The following is a 17,003-nucleotide window of genomic DNA, read 5'->3' as shown; positions in this document are numbered from 1 at the left end:
GCTCACGCCAGCCCCAGGGCGAACACCGCGAAGCCCGCCGCGAGGAGGCCCGCCGCCGCACGGCGGGCCTCCGTCCCGGACTTCCAGGGCGCGTCGAAGCGCCGTGCGTATCGCCCGATCGCGACCAGCAGCGCAGCGAACACCGGCAGCCACAGCACCCTCGCCAGGATCCAGCCGAGCGAGTCGGGGGCGCCGGTCAGCCCCGGGACCGTACCGAGGAAGGAACCGGGAACCGCGGCGGTGAGCATCGCCGTCTGATGCCAGCACAAAATGGTCATCGCGGACAGATTGACGACAACAACCGGCGCCCACACCGCGGGACGGCGCAGCAGCTTCCCGATCCGGTCGCGCAGCAGGATCGCGGCGCCGCACTGGGTGGCTGCCAGTGCGACGACGAGCAGCGACGGCGGATGCGAGTTGGTACGCGCCTCACCCGGCACACCGACCATCGAAGCCGGATAGTGAAAGACGACCAACAACACGGCGAACAGAACGGCGCCCGCCACCATCAACAGCGCACCCCCACGCCTGCCGACGCGCTTCTCGCCCCAGGAGACGCCGAGTTGGTACGCGAAGAGCCACCCGGGCAGCAGATTCAGCAGACTGATCCAGGACGGCACGGAGTCGGCGAACGGCCCGTACCGCAGAAAGTCCACCACGGCGACAGCGGCCACCAGAGGCAGCGCGGCCCACCCGCCCATGGCCCGACTCGCACGCATGCATACCGGCGTCAGGGCAGTGACCCCCACATACACCCCCACGAACCACAGCGGCTGAATGACGAGCGTCGCCCCGGTCCGCAGGGTCGCTTCGGGCACGCCCAGCGCGTACAGCACGGGAATCATCGCCGCCCAGACGGCGCTCACCCCGAGGACGGGCCGCCCCAGCCGGGTCACGCGCCCCTTGAGCCACTCACGGGTGGACTGGCCGCGCCCGGTGGAGCGCCGGTAGGAGAGCGCCGAGGCGTAGCCGCCAACCAGGAAGAAGATGCCCAGCATCTGGAGCACCCAGCTCAGCGGCGCGAAGAACTCGAACGACGCGAGCGGACTGGCGTTGCGCAGGGCGCCGTCGTCCAGCGTGAAGCCGCCGAGCATCCAGTGCCCCGTGGGCACGGCCAGCAGGGCGAGCGCCCGCAGCCCGTCGATGGCACGGTCACGGTGAGCGGGGGTCCCGGCATCAATCTTCGACGCGACGACGCGCAGTCGCTCGGCGGTCCTCACAGCTCCCCCTCGGCAATGGCGGCGAAGGTACGAAGAGACTCGGTGCCGGGCGCGAAATACCCGGTGTGGCCCTGCGCGTCCTCAGCCGGTACGCGGCGGGCGCCGAAGGAGGGCTCGGCCGGATCGGCGCCGTGCCCGAGCCCGGCGAACTCCACATGCGGGACCTTCGAGATCCAGTCGTCGGGATCCTTCGCCGCCCACACCCGAGCACGGGTGTCCAGCTCATCCACGCTGCTCACGCGCATGCCGGGGGAGCCCAGCACAACCACGTCGGAGGCGTCGAGCCGGGGAGCGGCGAGCCCGCAGACGACGGACCCGTAGCTGTGGCAGAAGACGACCGGATCCGGCGAACCGGTCGCGTCGAGCCCGTCGGCGAGCCGCCCGAGCCGCACGGCACCCGCCTCGGCGAGGGCCCCGCTCGCGGCATCGACGCCGACGCCGACGGGAGTGGTGTACCCGGCCCAGGCGATCACGGCGGCGCGGCGCCCGGTGGCCCGGTGCAACGCCCCGGCCATCCCCGCCGGAGTGCCGTACACATCGCTCTTACGGTCGAAGGTCCCCGCGTCGATGTCGGACCCCGGAACGACGACGGCCACATGCTCCGCAGCACCCAAGTCTCCGTAAACTTCGGCGATTTGACCGCGACCACGCGGATCGAAGGCAAGGATCTGTCGCCCCGGCGCGGCGAGGGCGAGCCGCCCGTCGGCCTTCAGGGAACGGGAGTTGGCCGCGTACCGCAATGCGACGGGAGCGCCGTCAAGGTTACCGACGACCGCCGGGTGCCGCCGGGCCAGGTCCGTCCGCCGCGCCTCGCTCAACCCCGCGAAGAACCTGGCCACTTGACCAGGACCGCTGGTGACCGGATCGGGCAACCCCTCGGCCCGCCAGGCGGCGGCCCCGGGCGGCGCCCCGGTGACGGCCACCTGAGCATTCCCGGTCACCCACCCGGCGGTACCCGAAACAACGGTGACTGCGACCGCGACTGCGACCAGGGTCCTCTTGAAGCGGCGCATGCTGCCCTTCTCTCTTCCTCATCCGGCGGCTGACGCAGAGGAAGGTAGAAAGACGACGCATACGGAGGCGTCACACCGGGGAGCCAGGTCGAAAGTGCTACTGGGGTACGGGGGGTAGGGGTAACCACACGCACCACGGGGCCGCACGCATCGATGGTGGGCCAGGGGTCGGGTCGGTGAGCCGCACGCATCGACGGCGGGTCGGGGACCGGCGAGGGGGTCGGGATCGGGACATGCATCGACGGCGGGAGGGGGCGGGGTCGTAGGGAGTGGTGTTCGGGACGTAAAGCGTGATTTGTGGGCCTCTTCCCCGGCCCACGACCCAACGCCCCGCAGTGCGCCTAAATCATGCAGTCCCGGACGCCGCTCCCGGAGGCCCCGGCCCCCGGCCCCAGACGCACCCCCGCACCGCACCCCCGCACCGCCCCCCCCCCGGATACTCACCGACCCCGCAACCCACCACCCCGTTCACGCCCCCGGCGTCACCACCCCCGCCTCGTAAGCGAAGATCACCACCTGCGCCCGGTCCCGCAGCCCCAGCTTCGCCAGAACCCGCCCGATATGCGTCTTCACCGTCTGCTCCGCCAGCACCAGCCGCCCCGCGATCTCCTGGTTCGACAGCCCCCGCGCGATCAGCTCCACCACTTCCGTCTCCCGCGGCGTCAGCCCGTTCAGCCGCAGCGAAGGGTCCTTCCGCGGCGCCGGCCGCTGCCGCGCGAAGTCCGCGATCAGCCGCCGCGTCACCGAAGGGGCGAGCAGCGCCTCGCCCGCAGCCACCACCCGCACCGCCGAGATCAGGTCGGCCGGCGGCGCGTCCTTCAGCAGAAACCCGGACGCCCCCGCCCGCAACGCCTCGTACACATAGTCGTCCACGTCGAAAGTGGTCAGCATCAGCACCTTCGGCCGGTGCACCACCCCCACCGGCGGATCCAACAGCTCCCGCGCCGCGGCCAGTCCGTCCATCTCCGGCATCCGCACATCCATCAGCACCACATCCGGATGGGTCGCGCGGCTGACCTCGACCCCCCGCCGCCCGTCCGGCGCCTCGCCCACCACATCGATGTCGCTCTGCGCCGAGAGCAGCGCGGCGAAGCCCGCCCGCACCATGGCCTGGTCGTCGACGATGATCACGCGGATGGTCATGAGGAGGGGGAGCCCTTCGCGGCTATGGGGATCCGGGCGGCGACCCGGAAGCCGCCGTCGGGCAGCGGCCCGGTGTCGAGAGTGCCGCCGGTCAACCGTACGCGTTCACGCATCCCGACCAGCCCGTGCCCACCCGCCCCGCCGGCCTCCACCGGAGACGCGCGGCCCGAAGTGGATTCCGCCGCAGGACCGTTGACGACCAGCACCGTCAGATCCGTACCGTCCGAGCGGACCGACACCCGTGTCGTCGCGCCGGGAGCGTGCCGCACCACATTCGCCAGCGCCTCCTGCACGATGCGGTACGCCGACAGGTCGATGGTCTGCGGCAGCGGCCCCACATCCGCGGCGAGCGACAGCTCGGCCGGCACCCCGGCCCGTACCGTCGCCTCGACGAGCTGCTGGAGGCGGTGCAGCCCGGGTTGCGGGGCCCGCTCACCTCCCGCCGAGTCCTCGCTGCGCAGCACGGACAGCAGCCGCCGCATCTCGGTCAGCGACTCCCGCGCGCTCGCCGCGATGGAGGCGAACTCCTCTTGTGCGGCGGGCGACAGATCGCCGACCCGGTACGGCGCGGAGTCGGCCTGCACCGTGATCACCGACATGTGGTGGGCGACGATGTCGTGCAGTTCACGGGCGATACGGGTCCGCTCCTCCAGAAGCGTGCTCCGCGAGCGCTCCGCCTCGCTGATGGTCTCCTGCTCGATGAGCCGCCGCTGGGCGTCGCCGCGCTCACGCACCGCGCCCCCGACCACCAGGACCACCGCGCTCAGCACGATCATCAGCAGATTCGTGCCGTCGCTCTCCGCCGGGTAGAGCTGCCCGAGCACCAGACCGGTCAGGCAGGTCACGAGCCAGACCCCGATCAGGGTCCGACGCGTCTCGCGCAGCGCGAGCGCGACCATCAGGAAGAGGTAGCCGACGATGACGGGCGGTGGCCACGGCCAGTTGCTGTGCGTGTCGGGCCCGTCGAGCAGGAACAGCGCACCGACGACACTGGCGGGGAGGATGATCCACCAGGCCTGGAGCGGCCGGTGCCCGATCAGCAGCAGGGGCACGGCCTGGGCGGTGGCGATGGCCCCGGCCAGCCCGCCCGGGACACCGTAGTCATTGTTCAGGACGGTGATCGTCACGGGCAGCAGGGTGCAGACGAGCACGAGCACGGCACCGTACGGCAGCAGCCGCTGCCAGCGTTTCGGCGCGTCGGCGAAGAGGGGGGTCGGTGAGTGGGAGGGGTGGCTGACGGCGTGGGCGAGGGTGCGCAGATGGCGGAGCCCGGCGCTGATCAGGCCGTCGGCGGGGGACGCGGGAGCGGGGGGCTGAGTCATGACCGGATCAGCGTAGGCAGCGAACCGCACTCGGGGCGTCATACCAAGGAGTGGCAAGCGGGGTCATACCCAGGTACGGGCCCGCGCTCCAGGCGAGGCACCGCACCGGGCCCGCACCTCACCGGGGCCGCACCTCACCGGGCCCGCACCGCACCCCGGCCCGCACCCCAACCAACGCACCCCACCCGGCCCGCACCTCAACCGCCAACCCACTCCGCCCAGGGCCGCCCCCCACCCCCGGACGCAGCCCGCCAAGAGGGCCCCCGCCCGCGCCCCCTCAAAGCTCCGCCAGCAACTCCGCCTTCTTCGCGCTGAACTCCTCGTCCGTAACGAGCCCCGCCTCCAGCAGATCCCCAAGGTGCCGTATCCGCTCCACGATGTCCGCGGGATCGCGCCGCCCGCCGGTGGTGACGCGGGCGAGGGAGGCGACGGGTGCCCCCGGGGCCTCGACCGGCGTCGCGGTCACCGGGTCCGACGGCACCCCGACCCCGCTGCGCGCCGCGCCGAGCACCGCCGCCGCGAACGGCAGCGACTCGTGCACCGGCCCGTAGCCGAGCCCGAAGACGACGGCCGCCGGGTCCTGATCGGCCTGGGCGGGCTGCCGCGGACCCGTGCCCCCGCCGGCAGCCGGCCCCGCCGCGGCGGGGCCGCCGAGGTCCCCACGGAGGAGCAGCCGCAGATAGCCGTCGAAGACGTCGGGCGAGCGCCACTCGACCCCGTTCAGGTCCTGGATGTGGAAGGTCTGGTCGCCCGCCTTCCACTTCGCGGAGGAGGCGCCCGTCCAGAACCATCGGAACGCCACCTGCGACCCGTCGAAGGACGCCTTGCCGTCGTAGGCCTTGAATTGCAGGGGGGCCTGGGGCGCGGCCACCAGGAATCGCTCGGTGGGGACCTTCGCCTCCGGCAGGAGCATGGCGCGCAGCTCGTCGGCGTAGTACTCGGCGAGCACCTCGCGCTCCGCGGGCAGCACCAGCCGGTAGGGGTCGCAGCCGTCCTTCAACTGCCCGGCGGCGGCCTCCATCAGCGGGTCCGCACCGGGTCTTGGCGTCGCATGCAGAACGACTGTCCCGCGCTTCCCCGGCGTCAGGGTCACCGACGCCAACGCCTCGTGGGGTATACGTCGTTCGCCGAGCGCCTGGAAGAGCTTCGGCGTGCGGATCCCCCGTTCGAAGCGGATGAGCACGGAGTCGCTTTCGAACTCCCAGGTGGCATGAATTCCGGCCAGCACATCACCCATGTGGCTCATCGTATGCGGCGTGCGCCCCCGCGTCGCCCCTGGGCGTCGGGGGCAATTTTCCCGCCGCGGCGCACATCTACGCGCGTCAGACCTCGTCCGCGCCGGAAATTCCACTCCGACAGGCCCCGTCGCCGCTCGAACAGTTCACCGTGCGGTACGAACCGACGCCTATTTCGGCGAAGTTGCTGAGGCTCTCCGTGCCGGGCGCGAAATAGCCGGTGTGCCCGACCGCGCCGGCCGCGGAGACGACCCGCGCACCGAACTCCGGCGACACCGGGTCCGCGCCGTGCCCGAGCCCTCCGACCTCCAGGTACGGCACGTCCTGGATCCAGTCGTCACCGTCCCTGGTGGCCCAGACGCGCGCCCCGGTCTTCAGCTGCTTCGCGTTCTCGACCCGCATGCCGGGGCTCCCGAAGGCCACGATGTCGGCGACCCGCGGCGGCAGCGAGGGGGCGGCGACGCCGCACACCACGGAGCCGTAGCTGTGGCAGAAGAGCGACACCTTTGAGCCACCGGGCAGCCCCGCGACGAGCGCGTTGAGCCGCTGCGAGCCGTCCATGGCGGGCTTGCCGATGGCCGCGTCCATGCCGAGTCCGGAGGGCGCGGTGTAGTCCGCCCAGGCGATGACGGCGGTACGGGCCCCGGGCGACGCGGCGCGCTCGGCGGCGTACAGCGAGGTCGCCATGCCGACGGGGGCGCTGTACTTGCGGTGGGTCCGCTCGAAGTTCACCGCAGTGGTGTCGACGCCCGGGACGACGACCGAGACCCGCCTCGCGCCTCCGAGATCACCGAAGACCTCGGCGACCCGTCCGGAGCCAGCCGGGTCGAAGGCGAGGATCTGCCGACCGTGGTCCATCAGCGACCCGAAGCGGTGCCACCGTCGCTCGGCCGTCTGACGGCCGGCCGCGGAGAGCTTCGCGTCGTGCGTCCGCGATCGCTCCACGGTGCGCGCCTGGGCCAGCGCCCGATGGTTGGCGCGGTAGCGCAGGGTGAGCGGGGCGCCGTTCATGTTGCCGACGACCAACGGGTAGCGGTCGACGAGGTGCTCGCGCTGGGACGCGCTGAGGGTGGCGAAGAAGCGGGCGAGCCGGGCCGGTGCCAAGCCGGCGTCCGGCAGCTCGCGACCGTCGACGCCTCCACGGGTCCAGGAGGCGAGGGAGGCCGCACGGGGGTCCGAATCGCTCTTGTGGTGGCGCATCGCGGTCCAGCCCGTGGTGGCCAGCATGACGAACACCACGGCGAGAGCGAGCAGCGCGCGCCATGCGTTGAGGGAGGGGGAGGAGTCGAAGGAAGTCACTGCGCGCCACCCTAGAAGATGGGTGCCGTTCTCCGCGAAACCAGTGAGGCAGCTCACGTTTCGAGCGGACGCAGTGCCTGTACCGTCACGCTGTGTGTCTGCCCCGAGTGCGCGCCGGGGCGCGCCAGTTGGTGGCGAGCGCCGGTCCGAGCTGGTCCAGGTAGAGCTCGGTCAGCGCCCTGATGGCTTCCACGCTCGCGTCCTGGCCCTGCCCCCACAGCCGGCCGGAGACGCGCATGACGCCGGTGAACGTGGCGACGGCGATGCGGGGCCGCGGGTCGGCGTCCACGTCGAGGCCCTCGCGATCGGCGATGATCCGGGCGATCCGCTCCTCCAGCTCCGTGGAGCGGCGCAGATGGGCGGCGAGCAGCACGGGCGTCGACTCGATCATCTGGTACGTACGCATGTGCAGCTCGACGGATACGACGGCCTGGATGGCCTCGCCGATGGAGTCCCAGGACGTGAACACGGCCCGGCGCATGGCTTCGAACGGGTTCTCCGCGGCGGGCCGCTCGCGCAGCTCGGCGACGAAGCGCGACTCCACGATCTCCTGGAGGGCGAAGGTCGCTTCCTCCTTGTTGGCGAAGTAGCGGAAGAAGGTGCGCTGGGAGACCTCGACGGCCTCGGTGATCTCGTCGACGGTCGTGTGCTCGTACCCCTGCGTGGTGAACAGTTCGAGCGCGACGCGCAACAAGGCGTCGCGGGTGCGCTGCTTCTTCCGCTCGCGCAGCCCGGTCGGCTCCGTGGCCGCTCGCTGCTCGGTCATTGCCGCTGGTTCCTCTTTCTGCCTTTTGTCCAGCTCAGCTTACCTGTGAGCTACATGACAATTACTGACTTGTGAATTTATTTGTCAACTGTCAGCGACTGACATTAGCCTCGACCGTATGACTAGTCAGACCACCATCGACAAGGCGCCGCCGCCGCAGGATCCTGCGTCCGCGCCCGCCAAGGGGCTTCGCGGCCATCCCTGGCTGACGCTCTTCTCCGTGGCGATCGGCGTGATGATGGTCGCGCTCGACGGCACGATCGTCGCGATCGCCAACCCCGCCATCCAGAAGGACCTCGGTGCCTCGCTGGCCGACGTCCAGTGGATCACCAACGGCTACCTTCTCGCGCTCGCCGTCGCACTGATCACGGCGGGCAAGCTCGGTGACCGCTTCGGCCACCGCCAGACCTTCCTCATAGGCATCGCGGGCTTCGCTCTCGCCTCCGGTGCGATCGGCCTCTCCAGCAGCGTCACGCTGGTGATCGTCTTCCGCGTGCTCCAGGGCGTCTTCGGCGCCCTGCTGATGCCCGCCGCGCTCGGCCTGCTGCGCGCCACCTTCCCCGCCGAGAAGCTGAACATGGCCATCGGCATCTGGGGCATGGTCATCGGCGCCTCCACGGCGGCCGGCCCGATCGTCGGCGGTCTGCTCGTCGAGCACGTCAGCTGGCAGTCGGTGTTCTTCATCAACGTGCCGGTCGGCGTCATCGCGCTGATCCTCGGCCTGGTCATCCTCAAGGACCACCGCGCGGCGAACGCGCCGAAGTCCTTCGACATCCTGGGCATCCTGCTGCTCTCCGGCGCGATGTTCTCGCTCATCTGGGGGATCATCAAGGCCGGTGAGTGGACCTGGGGCGACGGCAGGACCTGGGCCTGGCTCGGCGCCGCCGTACTGCTCTTCTTGTTCTTCGCCATCTGGGAGACCAAGGTCAAGGAGCCGCTGGTCCCCCTCGCGATGTTCCGCTCGGTGGCGCTCAGCGCGGGCGTCGTCCTCATGGTGCTCATGGCCTTCGCCTTCATGGGCGGCCTGTTCTTCGTGACGTTCTACCTCCAGGGCGTCCACGGGATGAGCCCCGTCGAAAGCGGTCTGCATCTGCTGCCCCTGACGGCCATGATGATCGTCTCCTCGCCGGTCGCGGGCCTGCTCATTACCAAGTTCGGACCGCGGGTGCCGCTCGTCGGCGGCATGGTGGCCACCGCCGTCGCCTGCTTCGGCATGTCGACCCTGTCGTCCGGTACGGGCACGCTGACGATGTCGGTCTGGTTCGCCCTGCTCGGCCTGGGCCTCGCCCCCGTCATGGTGGGCGCGACCGAAGTCATCGTCGGCAACGCGCCGTTGGAGCTCTCCGGTGTGGCCGGTGGTCTTCAGCAGGCCGCGATGCAGGTCGGCGGAGCCCTCGGTACCGCGGTGCTGGGCGCCGTGATGTCCTCCAGGGTCAGCGCCGAGTTCGCGGGCAACTGGAAGGACGCCGGCATCCCGATGCCGCCCGACCCGAAGCTGGAGGAGGCCGCCGAGTTCGCCGCGGTCCCGCCCCAGCTGGCGGACGCGCCGGGCATGACGCCGGACATGTTCGACAAGATCACGGGTGTCATCCATGACACTTTCGTGTCGGGCATGGGCTTCGCCTTCACCGTCGCCGGTGGCGTCGCGGTGGTCGCGGCGCTGGTCGCCACCCAGACCAAGCGCGGGGAGAACGCGGAGGCGGGTGCGGGCACGGCCCACATCTGACGCCCACTGACGTCAACTTGGCACGTACGACAGCCCCGCCGGACGGTTCCGGCGGGGCTGTCGCCTATCAGGGTGGACCATGTCCCGGCCCCTTGAGGCTTCGCGTCGCAGCAGGTCAGGGTGAAGCAACTGATCACTACGACACGGGGGCCGATCCAGATGCGTACGAACACGAGCCATGCCATGCGTACGACCGCACTCGCGGCCGGAGTCCTGGCCGTTGCCGCGCTGCTGCCGCAGAGCGCCCACGCCGCGCCGCCCCGCCGAGGGGAGTGCGCGGCGGGCGAGCTCTGCCTCTGGGAGAAGCCGGACTTCAAGGGCGCCCGCCAGACCCATGAGCTGGCCGGCACCGATATCGAGAGCTGCGTCCCGCTGCCGGCCGGCACCGATGCCCAGGCCCTGGCCAACCGCACGGGGCGACCGGTCACGACGTACCAGTCCCAGGAGTGCGCGGAGACCGGGGAGTTCGAGACCTACCCGGGTGGCGGCACCTGGGTGCCCAGGACGACGTACCGGGTGCGGGCCTTCAAGATGTGGGAGAGCTGAGGCCGGTGGCTGCCGGGGCGGTCAGCGGACGGAGGACCGGTCGGTGACCGCGGGGCCGCTCTGGGCGGGCACTTCGGGGAGGGGCGGTACGTCGGAAGCGGCGGGTACTTCGGGTGCGGGCGGTACTCCAGCCACCGCCCGCTCCCCGGAACCGGCCCGCTCCCCGGAAGCCCCCGCTTCCCCGGCGGGCCGCACCGGTGAGGAGAGCCGGCCGATCTCCAGCCGCAGCTCCTTGACCTCGTGGGTCAGCGCCGCCAGGAGCGCGGTGCGGTGCCGCTCCTCGGCGTCGTCCCGCTCGAAGCGGGAGATGAACCAGGCCGCGATGTTCGCGGTGACGACACCGAGCAGCGCGATGCCCGACAGCATCAGGCCCACCGCGAGCACCCGGCCGAGACCGGTCGTGGGGGAGTGGTCGCCGTATCCGACGGTCGTCATCGTCGTGAACGACCACCACACCGCGTCACCCAGCGTCTTGATGTTCCCACCGGGTGCGGACCGTTCGACTTCGAGCACGGCCAGCGAGCCGAACATCAGCAGGCCCACCACCGCGCCCCCGACGGACGCCGTCAGCTGGATCTGGGGTGCCATACTGGCCCGCCGCCCGACCAGCAGCAGGGTGGAGACGACCCGCAGCAGTTGCAGGGGGCGCAGCAGCGGCACGAGCACCGCGATCAGGTCCAGTGGGTGGCTGCGGACGAACAGCCACTTGCCGGGCGACAGGCACAGCCGGACGAGGTAGTCCACCGCGAAGGCGCCCCACACCACCCACTCGGTGACCGTGCACACCAGGCGCACCGTGCCGCTCGCGTCGTGCACGACGATCGGCAACGCGTAGGCGACGGCGAACGCCGCCGCCAGCCCCAGCAGGGGTCCCTGTGTGCGCCGCTCCCACCGGAGCTGCGCGGTCTGCACCTTCATGCCCGCATCGTAGAGCCGCGTTTTGCGGGGGACGCCCCCCGGGCGGCCCGCACAGCGTGAAGGGCGGCGGGGCCGAAGCCCCACCGCCCTTCCTGCCGAGCGCACGTGTCACACGCTCGAAGGGGTTACGAGTCGCCGCCCGCCGCACCCGGGTCGGCCGCGGTCACGTCGAGCAGCTGGTAGCGGTCGAGCGCCTGCTTCAGCGCGGACCGGTCGATGCGGCCCTCCTTGGCGAGCTCGGTGAGCACCGCCAGGACGATCGACTGCGGGTCGATGTGGAAGAAGCGCCGGGCCGCGCCGCGGGTGTCGGCGAAGCCGAAGCCGTCCGCACCCAGCGACTGGTACGCACCGGGCACCCAGCGCGCGATCTGGTCCGGAACCGAGCGCATCCAGTCGGAGACGGCCACGAACGGACCCTGAGCCCCGGAGAGCTTCTGCGTCACATACGGAACCTGCTGCTCCTCCTCCGGGTGGAGCAGGTTGTACCGCTCCACGTCGACGGCCTCGCGGCGCAGCTCGTTCCAGGAGGTGGCGGACCAGACGTCGGCCTTGACGTTCCACTCCTCGGCGAGGATCCGCTGAGCCTCGACCGCCCACGGGACCGCGACACCGGAGGCCATGATCTGGGCCGGAATCTCGCCCTTCTCGCCCTCCTGGAAGCGGTGAATGCCCTTGAGGATGCCATCGACGTCGACGTTCTCGGGCTCGGCCGGGTGCTGGATCGGCTCGTTGTAGACGGTCAGGTAGTAGAAGACGTCCTCGCCATGGGGGAATTCGGCAGACTCGCCGTACATCCGGCGCAGGCCGTCCCGCACGATGTGCGCGATCTCGAAGCCGTAGGCCGGGTCGTAGGAGACACAGCCCGGGTTCGTCGAGGCGAGCAGCTGTGAGTGGCCGTCCGCGTGCTGGAGACCCTCACCGGTCAGCGTCGTACGACCGGCGGTCGCGCCCAGCACGAAGCCGCGCGCGAGCTGGTCGGCCATCTGCCAGAACTGGTCGCCGGTGCGCTGGAAACCGAACATCGAGTAGAAGACGTACACCGGGATCAGCGGCTCGCCATGGGTGGCGTACGCCGAGCCCGCGGCGATCAGCGAGGCGGTGCAGCCGGCCTCGGAGATGCCGTCGTGCAGCATCTGCCCGGTCGGCGACTCCTTGTACGCGAGCAGCAGATCGCGGTCAACGGCCTCGTACTGCTGACCCAGCGGGTTATAGATCTTCGCACTCGGGAAGAACGCGTCCATGCCGAAGGTGCGGTACTCGTCGGGCGCGATCAGCACGAACCGCTTGCCGATCTCCTTGTCCCGCATGAGGTCCTTCAGCACACGGACGAACGCCATGGTGGTGGCGATCGACTGCGTGCCGGAGCCCTTCTTCGCTGCCGCGTACGTCTTGTCGCCCGGCAGCGGCAGCGGCTTCGCGCGCACGACACGGGTCGGCACGTAACCGCCCAGCGCGTCGCGGCGGTCGTGCATGTACTGGATCTCGTCCGAGTCGCGGCCCGGGTGGTAGTACGGCGGGGCGCCGGACTCCAGCTCCTTGTCCGCGATCGGGATGTGCAGCCGGTCGCGGAAGCGCTTGAGGTCGTCCGCCGTCAGCTTCTTCATCTGGTGGGTCGCGTTGCGGCCCTCGAAGTTCGGGCCGAGGGTCCAGCCCTTGACCGTCTGCGCGAGGATCACGGTCGGCTGGCCCTTGTGGGCCTTGGCCGCCGCGTAGGCCGCGTAGACCTTCTTGTGGTCGTGACCGCCGCGACCGAGGTGCAGGATCTGCTCGTCGCTCATGCCGTCGACCATCGCGCGCAGGCGGTGGTCGTCACCGAAGAAGTGGTCCCGGATGTACTCGCCGGTCTCCGTCGCGTACGTCTGGAACTGGCCGTCCGGCGTGGTGTTCAGCCGGTTCACTAGGACGCCGTCGCGGTCCTGCGCGAGCAGCGGGTCCCAGGAGCGGTCCCAGACCAGCTTGATGACGTTCCAGCCGGCGCCGCGGAACTGCGACTCCAGCTCCTGGATGATCTTGCCGTTGCCGCGCACCGGGCCGTCGAGGCGCTGCAGGTTGCAGTTGACGACGAAGGTCAGGTTGTCCAGGCCCTCACGGGCGGCGATCGACAGCTGGCCCAGCGACTCGGGCTCGTCCATCTCGCCGTCGCCGAGGTACGCCCAGACATGCGACTTGGAGGTGTCGGCGATGCCGCGCGCCTCCATGTAGCGGTTCATCCGGGCCTGGTAGATCGCGCCGAGGGGGCCGAGGCCCATCGAGACGGTCGGGAACTCCCAGAAGTCCGGCATCAGCCGCGGGTGCGGGTAGCTGGACAGACCGTTCGGGAACTTCGACTTCTCCTGGCGGAAGCCGTCGAGCTGGGCCTCGCTCAGACGGTCCAGCAGGAAGGCGCGGGCGTAGATACCGGGGGAGGCGTGGCCCTGGAAGAAGATCTGGTCGCCGCCGTCACCCTCGTCCTTGCCGCGGAAGAAGTGGTTGAAGCCCACGTCGTACAGCGAGGCGGAAGAGGCGAAGGTGGCGATGTGGCCGCCGACTCCGATGCCGGGGCGCTGCGCACGGGACACCATCACGGCCGCGTTCCAGCGGGTCGCGTTGAGGACCTTGCGCTCGATCTCCTCGTTGCCGGGGAAGAACGGCTCGTCCTTGGTGGCGATGGTGTTGACGTAGTCCGTGCTGCGCATCTCGGGCACGGCCACGCGCTTCTCGCGGGCACGCTCGATCAGGCGGAGCATCAGGTAGCGGGCGCGCTCACGGCCCCGCTCGTCGACGGCGGCGTCGAGGGAGTCGAGCCATTCCTGGGTTTCTTCGGGATCGAAGTCCGGGACCTGGCTCGGAAGGCCGCCAATGATGATCGGGTTGCGATCGGATCCGGAAGCCACGCTGTTCCTTCGCTGGTTGGGTTCTGAGGGGGTGTCGCGCCGCCTCCATCGTGTACCCCGGGAACGCAAACGTCATCTCTACTGAGGGGTAACCACCGCTCGGCGAGAGGGCTCGTCGTCGGTCCGCACGCGGGGTCGAGGATGGGTCCGGCCAAATCGCAACCTTACGCCCAACGCGTTTATCTGTTCCGTAAGGCTGTTCGGACCCCGATTGGCGTACTGATGCCGCGGAACCCGTCAAACCAGGTCGAATGGTGTGGGATGAATCACGGCGGGGGGTCCGGGGGTGCCCGTATACCCATCCTTTGGGCGGGATCGGGGGCGGGGTACTTGCGAGATTCGTCCTGCACGTGTGGACTACCGCCAATGCCCCGCGCACGCGCGGGTCCCAAGCATTTTCCAAAACATGATCAGGAGGCAACCCGTGAGCGCGACCGCGGACCACGCGGAGGAGCGGACCAACCTTGCCGCGAGGCTGGGTTTCCAGCCCGAGCAGGTGGTCCAGGAGATCGGCTTCGACGACGATGTCGATCAGGAGCTCCGCGAGGCCATCGAGGAACTCATTGGCAGCGATCTCGTTGACGAGGACTACGACGATGTGGCAGATGCCGTCGTGCTGTGGTTCCGCGACGAGGACGGTGACCTGACGGACGCGCTGGTCGATGCCACGCAGCTGATCGACGAAGGCGCACCCGTCTGGCTGATGACGCCGAAGACCGGCCGCGACAACTACGTCGAGCCGAGCGACATCAACGAAGCCGCGACGACGGCGGGTCTCTCGCACACCAAGAGCGTCAATGCGGGCAAGGACTGGACCGGCAGCAGGCTGGTTACCCCGAAGGCGGCTAAGCCAACCAAGCGCTGACCAGCACGGACACAGAAACCGGCCACCTTCACCGATGCAATACGGGCCCCCGCCGACCTCGTCGGCGGGGGCCCTCTGCGCAGGGTTGGCGCCGGCGGGTCCCTCGGTGCCTCCGACGGCATCGACGACCTGATGACACCGAGGAAGGGATGACGCTCCATGGCGGTTTCCACGACGATCGAGGTCGGCGCCCTCGCCCCGGACTTCGAGCTGAAGGACAACCACGGGCGGACCGTACGGCTCTCCGACTTCCGGACCCAGCGCGCCTCCGGCGGGGCCGAGGGCGCCGACGACAACGCCAGGAACGTCGTGCTGCTCTTCTACCCCTTCGCCTTCACCGGCGTTTGTACCGGTGAGCTGCACGCGCTGCGCGACCAGGCGGAGAAGTTCGTCAACGACGACGTGCAGCTGCTCGCCGTCTCCAACGACTCCATCCACACCCTGCGGGTGTTCGGCGAGCAGGAGGGCCTTGAATACCCCCTGCTCTCGGACTTCTGGCCGCACGGCGAGGTCTCGCGGGCGTACGGCGTCTTCGCCGAGGACAAGGGCTGCGCCGTGCGCGGCACCTTCGTCATCGACAAGGAGGGCGTGGTGCGGTGGTCCGTGGTGAACGCCCTGCCCGACGCGCGGGACCTCAACGACTACCTGAAGGCCCTCGGTGACCTTTCCGATGAGTGACCTTTCGGGTCGATAAATTTCGGGACTTCAGTCCTGCTGTGACCGGGAACCGGTCACTAGGATCGGATGGTTGATCCGATACAGCTCGACATCATTGGAGGACTCGTGGGAGTCAGCCTCAGCAAGGGCGGCAACGTCTCGCTGACCAAGGCCGCCCCCAATCTGACCGCGGTCATCGTCGGTCTGGGCTGGGACGCGCGTACCACCACCGGGGGTGACTTCGACCTCGACGCCAGCGCCCTGCTGACCAACGGCCAGGGCAAGGTCACCAACGACTCGAACTTCGTCTTCTTCAACAACCTCAAGAGCCCCGACGGCTCGGTCGAGCACACCGGTGACAACACCACGGGTGAGGGCGAGGGCGACGACGAGGTCATCAAGGTGAACCTGGCCGGTGTACCGGCCGATGTCGCCAAGATCGTGTTCCCGGTCTCGATCTACGAGGCCGAGGCCCGTCAGCAGAGCTTCGGGCAGGTGCGCAACGCGTACATCCGCGTGGTGAACCAGGCCGACAACGCGGAGCTGGCGCGCTACGACCTCAGCGAGGACGCCTCGACGGAGACCGCCATGGTCTTCGGCGAGCTCTACCGCAATGGTGCGGAGTGGAAGTTCCGGGCCATTGGCCAGGGTTACGCCTCGGGCCTGCGCGGTATCGCGCAGGACTTCGGCGTCAACGTCTGAGCGAGGCCCGCTTTTCCGTCCGGCGCCGCACTGAAGTGCGGCGCCGGACGCGCCTGGTCACTGATGCACTTCACTGCGGGGAGGAAGCAACAACATGGGTGTCACACTCGCCAAGGGAGGCAACGTCTCCCTCTCCAAGGCCGCACCGAACCTCACTCAGGTACTGGTCGGACTCGGCTGGGACGCGCGTTCCAGCACAGGGGCCCCCTTTGACCTCGATGCCAGCGCGCTGCTCTGCCAGAACGGCCGCGTGCTCGGCGACGAGTACTTCATCTTCTACAACAACTTGAAGAGCCCCGAGGGCTCCGTCGAGCACACCGGCGACAACCTCACCGGTGAGGGTGAGGGCGACGACGAGTCACTGGTGATCGACCTGTCCGCGGTGCCCGAGCACTGCGACAAGATCGTTTTCCCGGTCTCGATCCATGACGCGGACAACCGCGGGCAGACCTTCGGTCAGGTGAGCAATGCCTTCATCCGAGTGGCAAATCAGGCTGACGGACAGGAACTTGCTCGCTACGACCTCTCCGAGGACGCCTCCACCGAGACGGCGATGATCTTCGGTGAGGTGTACCGGTACGGGGGCGAATGGAAATTCCGTGCCGTTGGGCAGGGGTACGCGTCGGGACTGCGGGGCATCGCTCTAGACTTCGGGGTCAACGTTTCGTAAAGCCGCGCACGGCGCGGGGGAGACCCGTACTCATACGATGGGGTAACC

General features: G+C 69.7%; 15 protein-coding genes. 6 read left to right on the top strand and 9 right to left on the bottom strand.

Annotated features, from left to right (window positions below):
• Nucleotides 1-2: 2 nt before the first annotated feature.
• The 7 genes from ACLLJJ_RS09925 to ACLLJJ_RS09895 form a co-directional block, all read right to left on the bottom strand.
• Nucleotides 3-1,220, bottom strand: coding sequence for an acyltransferase family protein (locus ACLLJJ_RS09925; protein ID WP_434589053.1), 1,218 nt, complete (start codon nt 1,218-1,220; stop codon nt 3-5).
• Nucleotides 1,217-2,233: an alpha/beta hydrolase gene (locus ACLLJJ_RS09920; RefSeq protein WP_434589051.1), complete on the bottom strand. Its 1,017-nt coding sequence runs from the start codon at nt 2,231-2,233 to the stop codon at nt 1,217-1,219. Before ACLLJJ_RS09920 ends, ACLLJJ_RS09925 begins: the two co-directional genes overlap by 4 nt.
• 468 nt (nt 2,234-2,701) lie before the next feature.
• Nucleotides 2,702-3,376 (bottom strand): response regulator, encoded by a 675-nt coding sequence (locus tag ACLLJJ_RS09915; RefSeq protein WP_434589049.1) that lies wholly within the window; start codon nt 3,374-3,376, stop codon nt 2,702-2,704.
• Nucleotides 3,373-4,698, bottom strand: coding sequence for a sensor histidine kinase (locus ACLLJJ_RS09910; RefSeq protein ID WP_434589047.1), 1,326 nt, complete (start codon nt 4,696-4,698; stop codon nt 3,373-3,375). The genes ACLLJJ_RS09915 and ACLLJJ_RS09910 overlap by 4 nt, the downstream gene beginning before the upstream one ends.
• Before the next feature lie 277 nt (nt 4,699-4,975).
• A complete protein-coding gene (locus tag ACLLJJ_RS09905) occupies nt 4,976-5,935 on the bottom strand; it encodes a DUF4429 domain-containing protein (protein WP_434589045.1) in 960 nt (319 codons plus the stop codon).
• A gap of 85 nt (nt 5,936-6,020) precedes the next feature.
• Nucleotides 6,021-7,232 carry an alpha/beta hydrolase gene (locus ACLLJJ_RS09900; RefSeq protein ID WP_434589043.1) on the bottom strand — a complete coding sequence of 404 codons (1,212 nt, stop codon included), beginning with the start codon at nt 7,230-7,232 and terminating at the stop codon, nt 6,021-6,023.
• A gap of 85 nt (nt 7,233-7,317) precedes the next feature.
• A complete protein-coding gene (locus tag ACLLJJ_RS09895; protein ID WP_434589041.1) occupies nt 7,318-7,998 on the bottom strand; it encodes a TetR/AcrR family transcriptional regulator in 681 nt (226 codons plus the stop codon).
• Nucleotides 7,999-8,116: 118 nt separating this feature from the next.
• Here ACLLJJ_RS09895 and ACLLJJ_RS09890 point away from each other — a divergent pair, with 118 nt between their 5' ends.
• Nucleotides 8,117-9,724, top strand: coding sequence for an MFS transporter (locus ACLLJJ_RS09890; protein ID WP_434589039.1), 1,608 nt, complete (start codon nt 8,117-8,119; stop codon nt 9,722-9,724).
• A 183-nt stretch (nt 9,725-9,907) separates the two neighbouring features.
• Nucleotides 9,908-10,270, top strand: a complete 363-nt coding sequence (locus ACLLJJ_RS09885; protein WP_434600364.1) for a peptidase inhibitor family I36 protein — start codon at nt 9,908-9,910, stop codon at nt 10,268-10,270.
• 21 nt (nt 10,271-10,291) lie between these two features.
• On the opposite strand, the gene ACLLJJ_RS09880 is transcribed toward ACLLJJ_RS09885, so the two are convergent.
• Nucleotides 10,292-11,188 (bottom strand): potassium channel family protein, encoded by an 897-nt coding sequence (locus ACLLJJ_RS09880; RefSeq protein WP_434589037.1) that lies wholly within the window; start codon nt 11,186-11,188, stop codon nt 10,292-10,294.
• 125 nt (nt 11,189-11,313) lie between these two features.
• A complete protein-coding gene (gene aceE / locus ACLLJJ_RS09875) occupies nt 11,314-14,061 on the bottom strand; it encodes a pyruvate dehydrogenase (acetyl-transferring), homodimeric type (protein WP_434589035.1) in 2,748 nt (915 codons plus the stop codon).
• 424 nt (nt 14,062-14,485) lie between these two features.
• Here aceE and ACLLJJ_RS09870 point away from each other — a divergent pair, with 424 nt between their 5' ends.
• The 4 genes from ACLLJJ_RS09870 to ACLLJJ_RS09855 all read left to right on the top strand — a co-directional run bounded on the left by ACLLJJ_RS09870 (nt 14,486) and on the right by ACLLJJ_RS09855 (nt 16,955).
• On the top strand, nt 14,486-14,926 hold the full coding sequence (locus ACLLJJ_RS09870; RefSeq protein ID WP_434589033.1) for a DUF3052 domain-containing protein: 441 nt from the start codon (nt 14,486-14,488) through the stop codon (nt 14,924-14,926).
• A 159-nt stretch (nt 14,927-15,085) separates the two neighbouring features.
• Nucleotides 15,086-15,604: a peroxiredoxin gene (locus ACLLJJ_RS09865; RefSeq protein WP_434589031.1), complete on the top strand. Its 519-nt coding sequence runs from the start codon at nt 15,086-15,088 to the stop codon at nt 15,602-15,604.
• Nucleotides 15,605-15,709: 105 nt separating this feature from the next.
• Complete coding sequence (locus ACLLJJ_RS09860) at nt 15,710-16,285, top strand: TerD family protein (RefSeq protein ID WP_434600363.1); 576 nt, start codon at nt 15,710-15,712, stop codon at nt 16,283-16,285.
• A 94-nt stretch (nt 16,286-16,379) separates the two neighbouring features.
• Nucleotides 16,380-16,955 (top strand): TerD family protein, encoded by a 576-nt coding sequence (locus tag ACLLJJ_RS09855; RefSeq protein ID WP_434589029.1) that lies wholly within the window; start codon nt 16,380-16,382, stop codon nt 16,953-16,955.
• The last annotated feature ends 48 nt before the right edge of the window (nt 16,956-17,003 follow it).

Origin of the sequence: Streptomyces sp. A5-4 (assembly GCF_051131715.1) — a bacterium.
Lineage (GTDB): Bacteria > Actinomycetota > Actinomycetes > Streptomycetales > Streptomycetaceae > Streptomyces.
The sequence above is the reverse complement of the archived record's forward strand: the minus strand, read 5'-3'. Positions and strand labels throughout refer to the sequence as shown.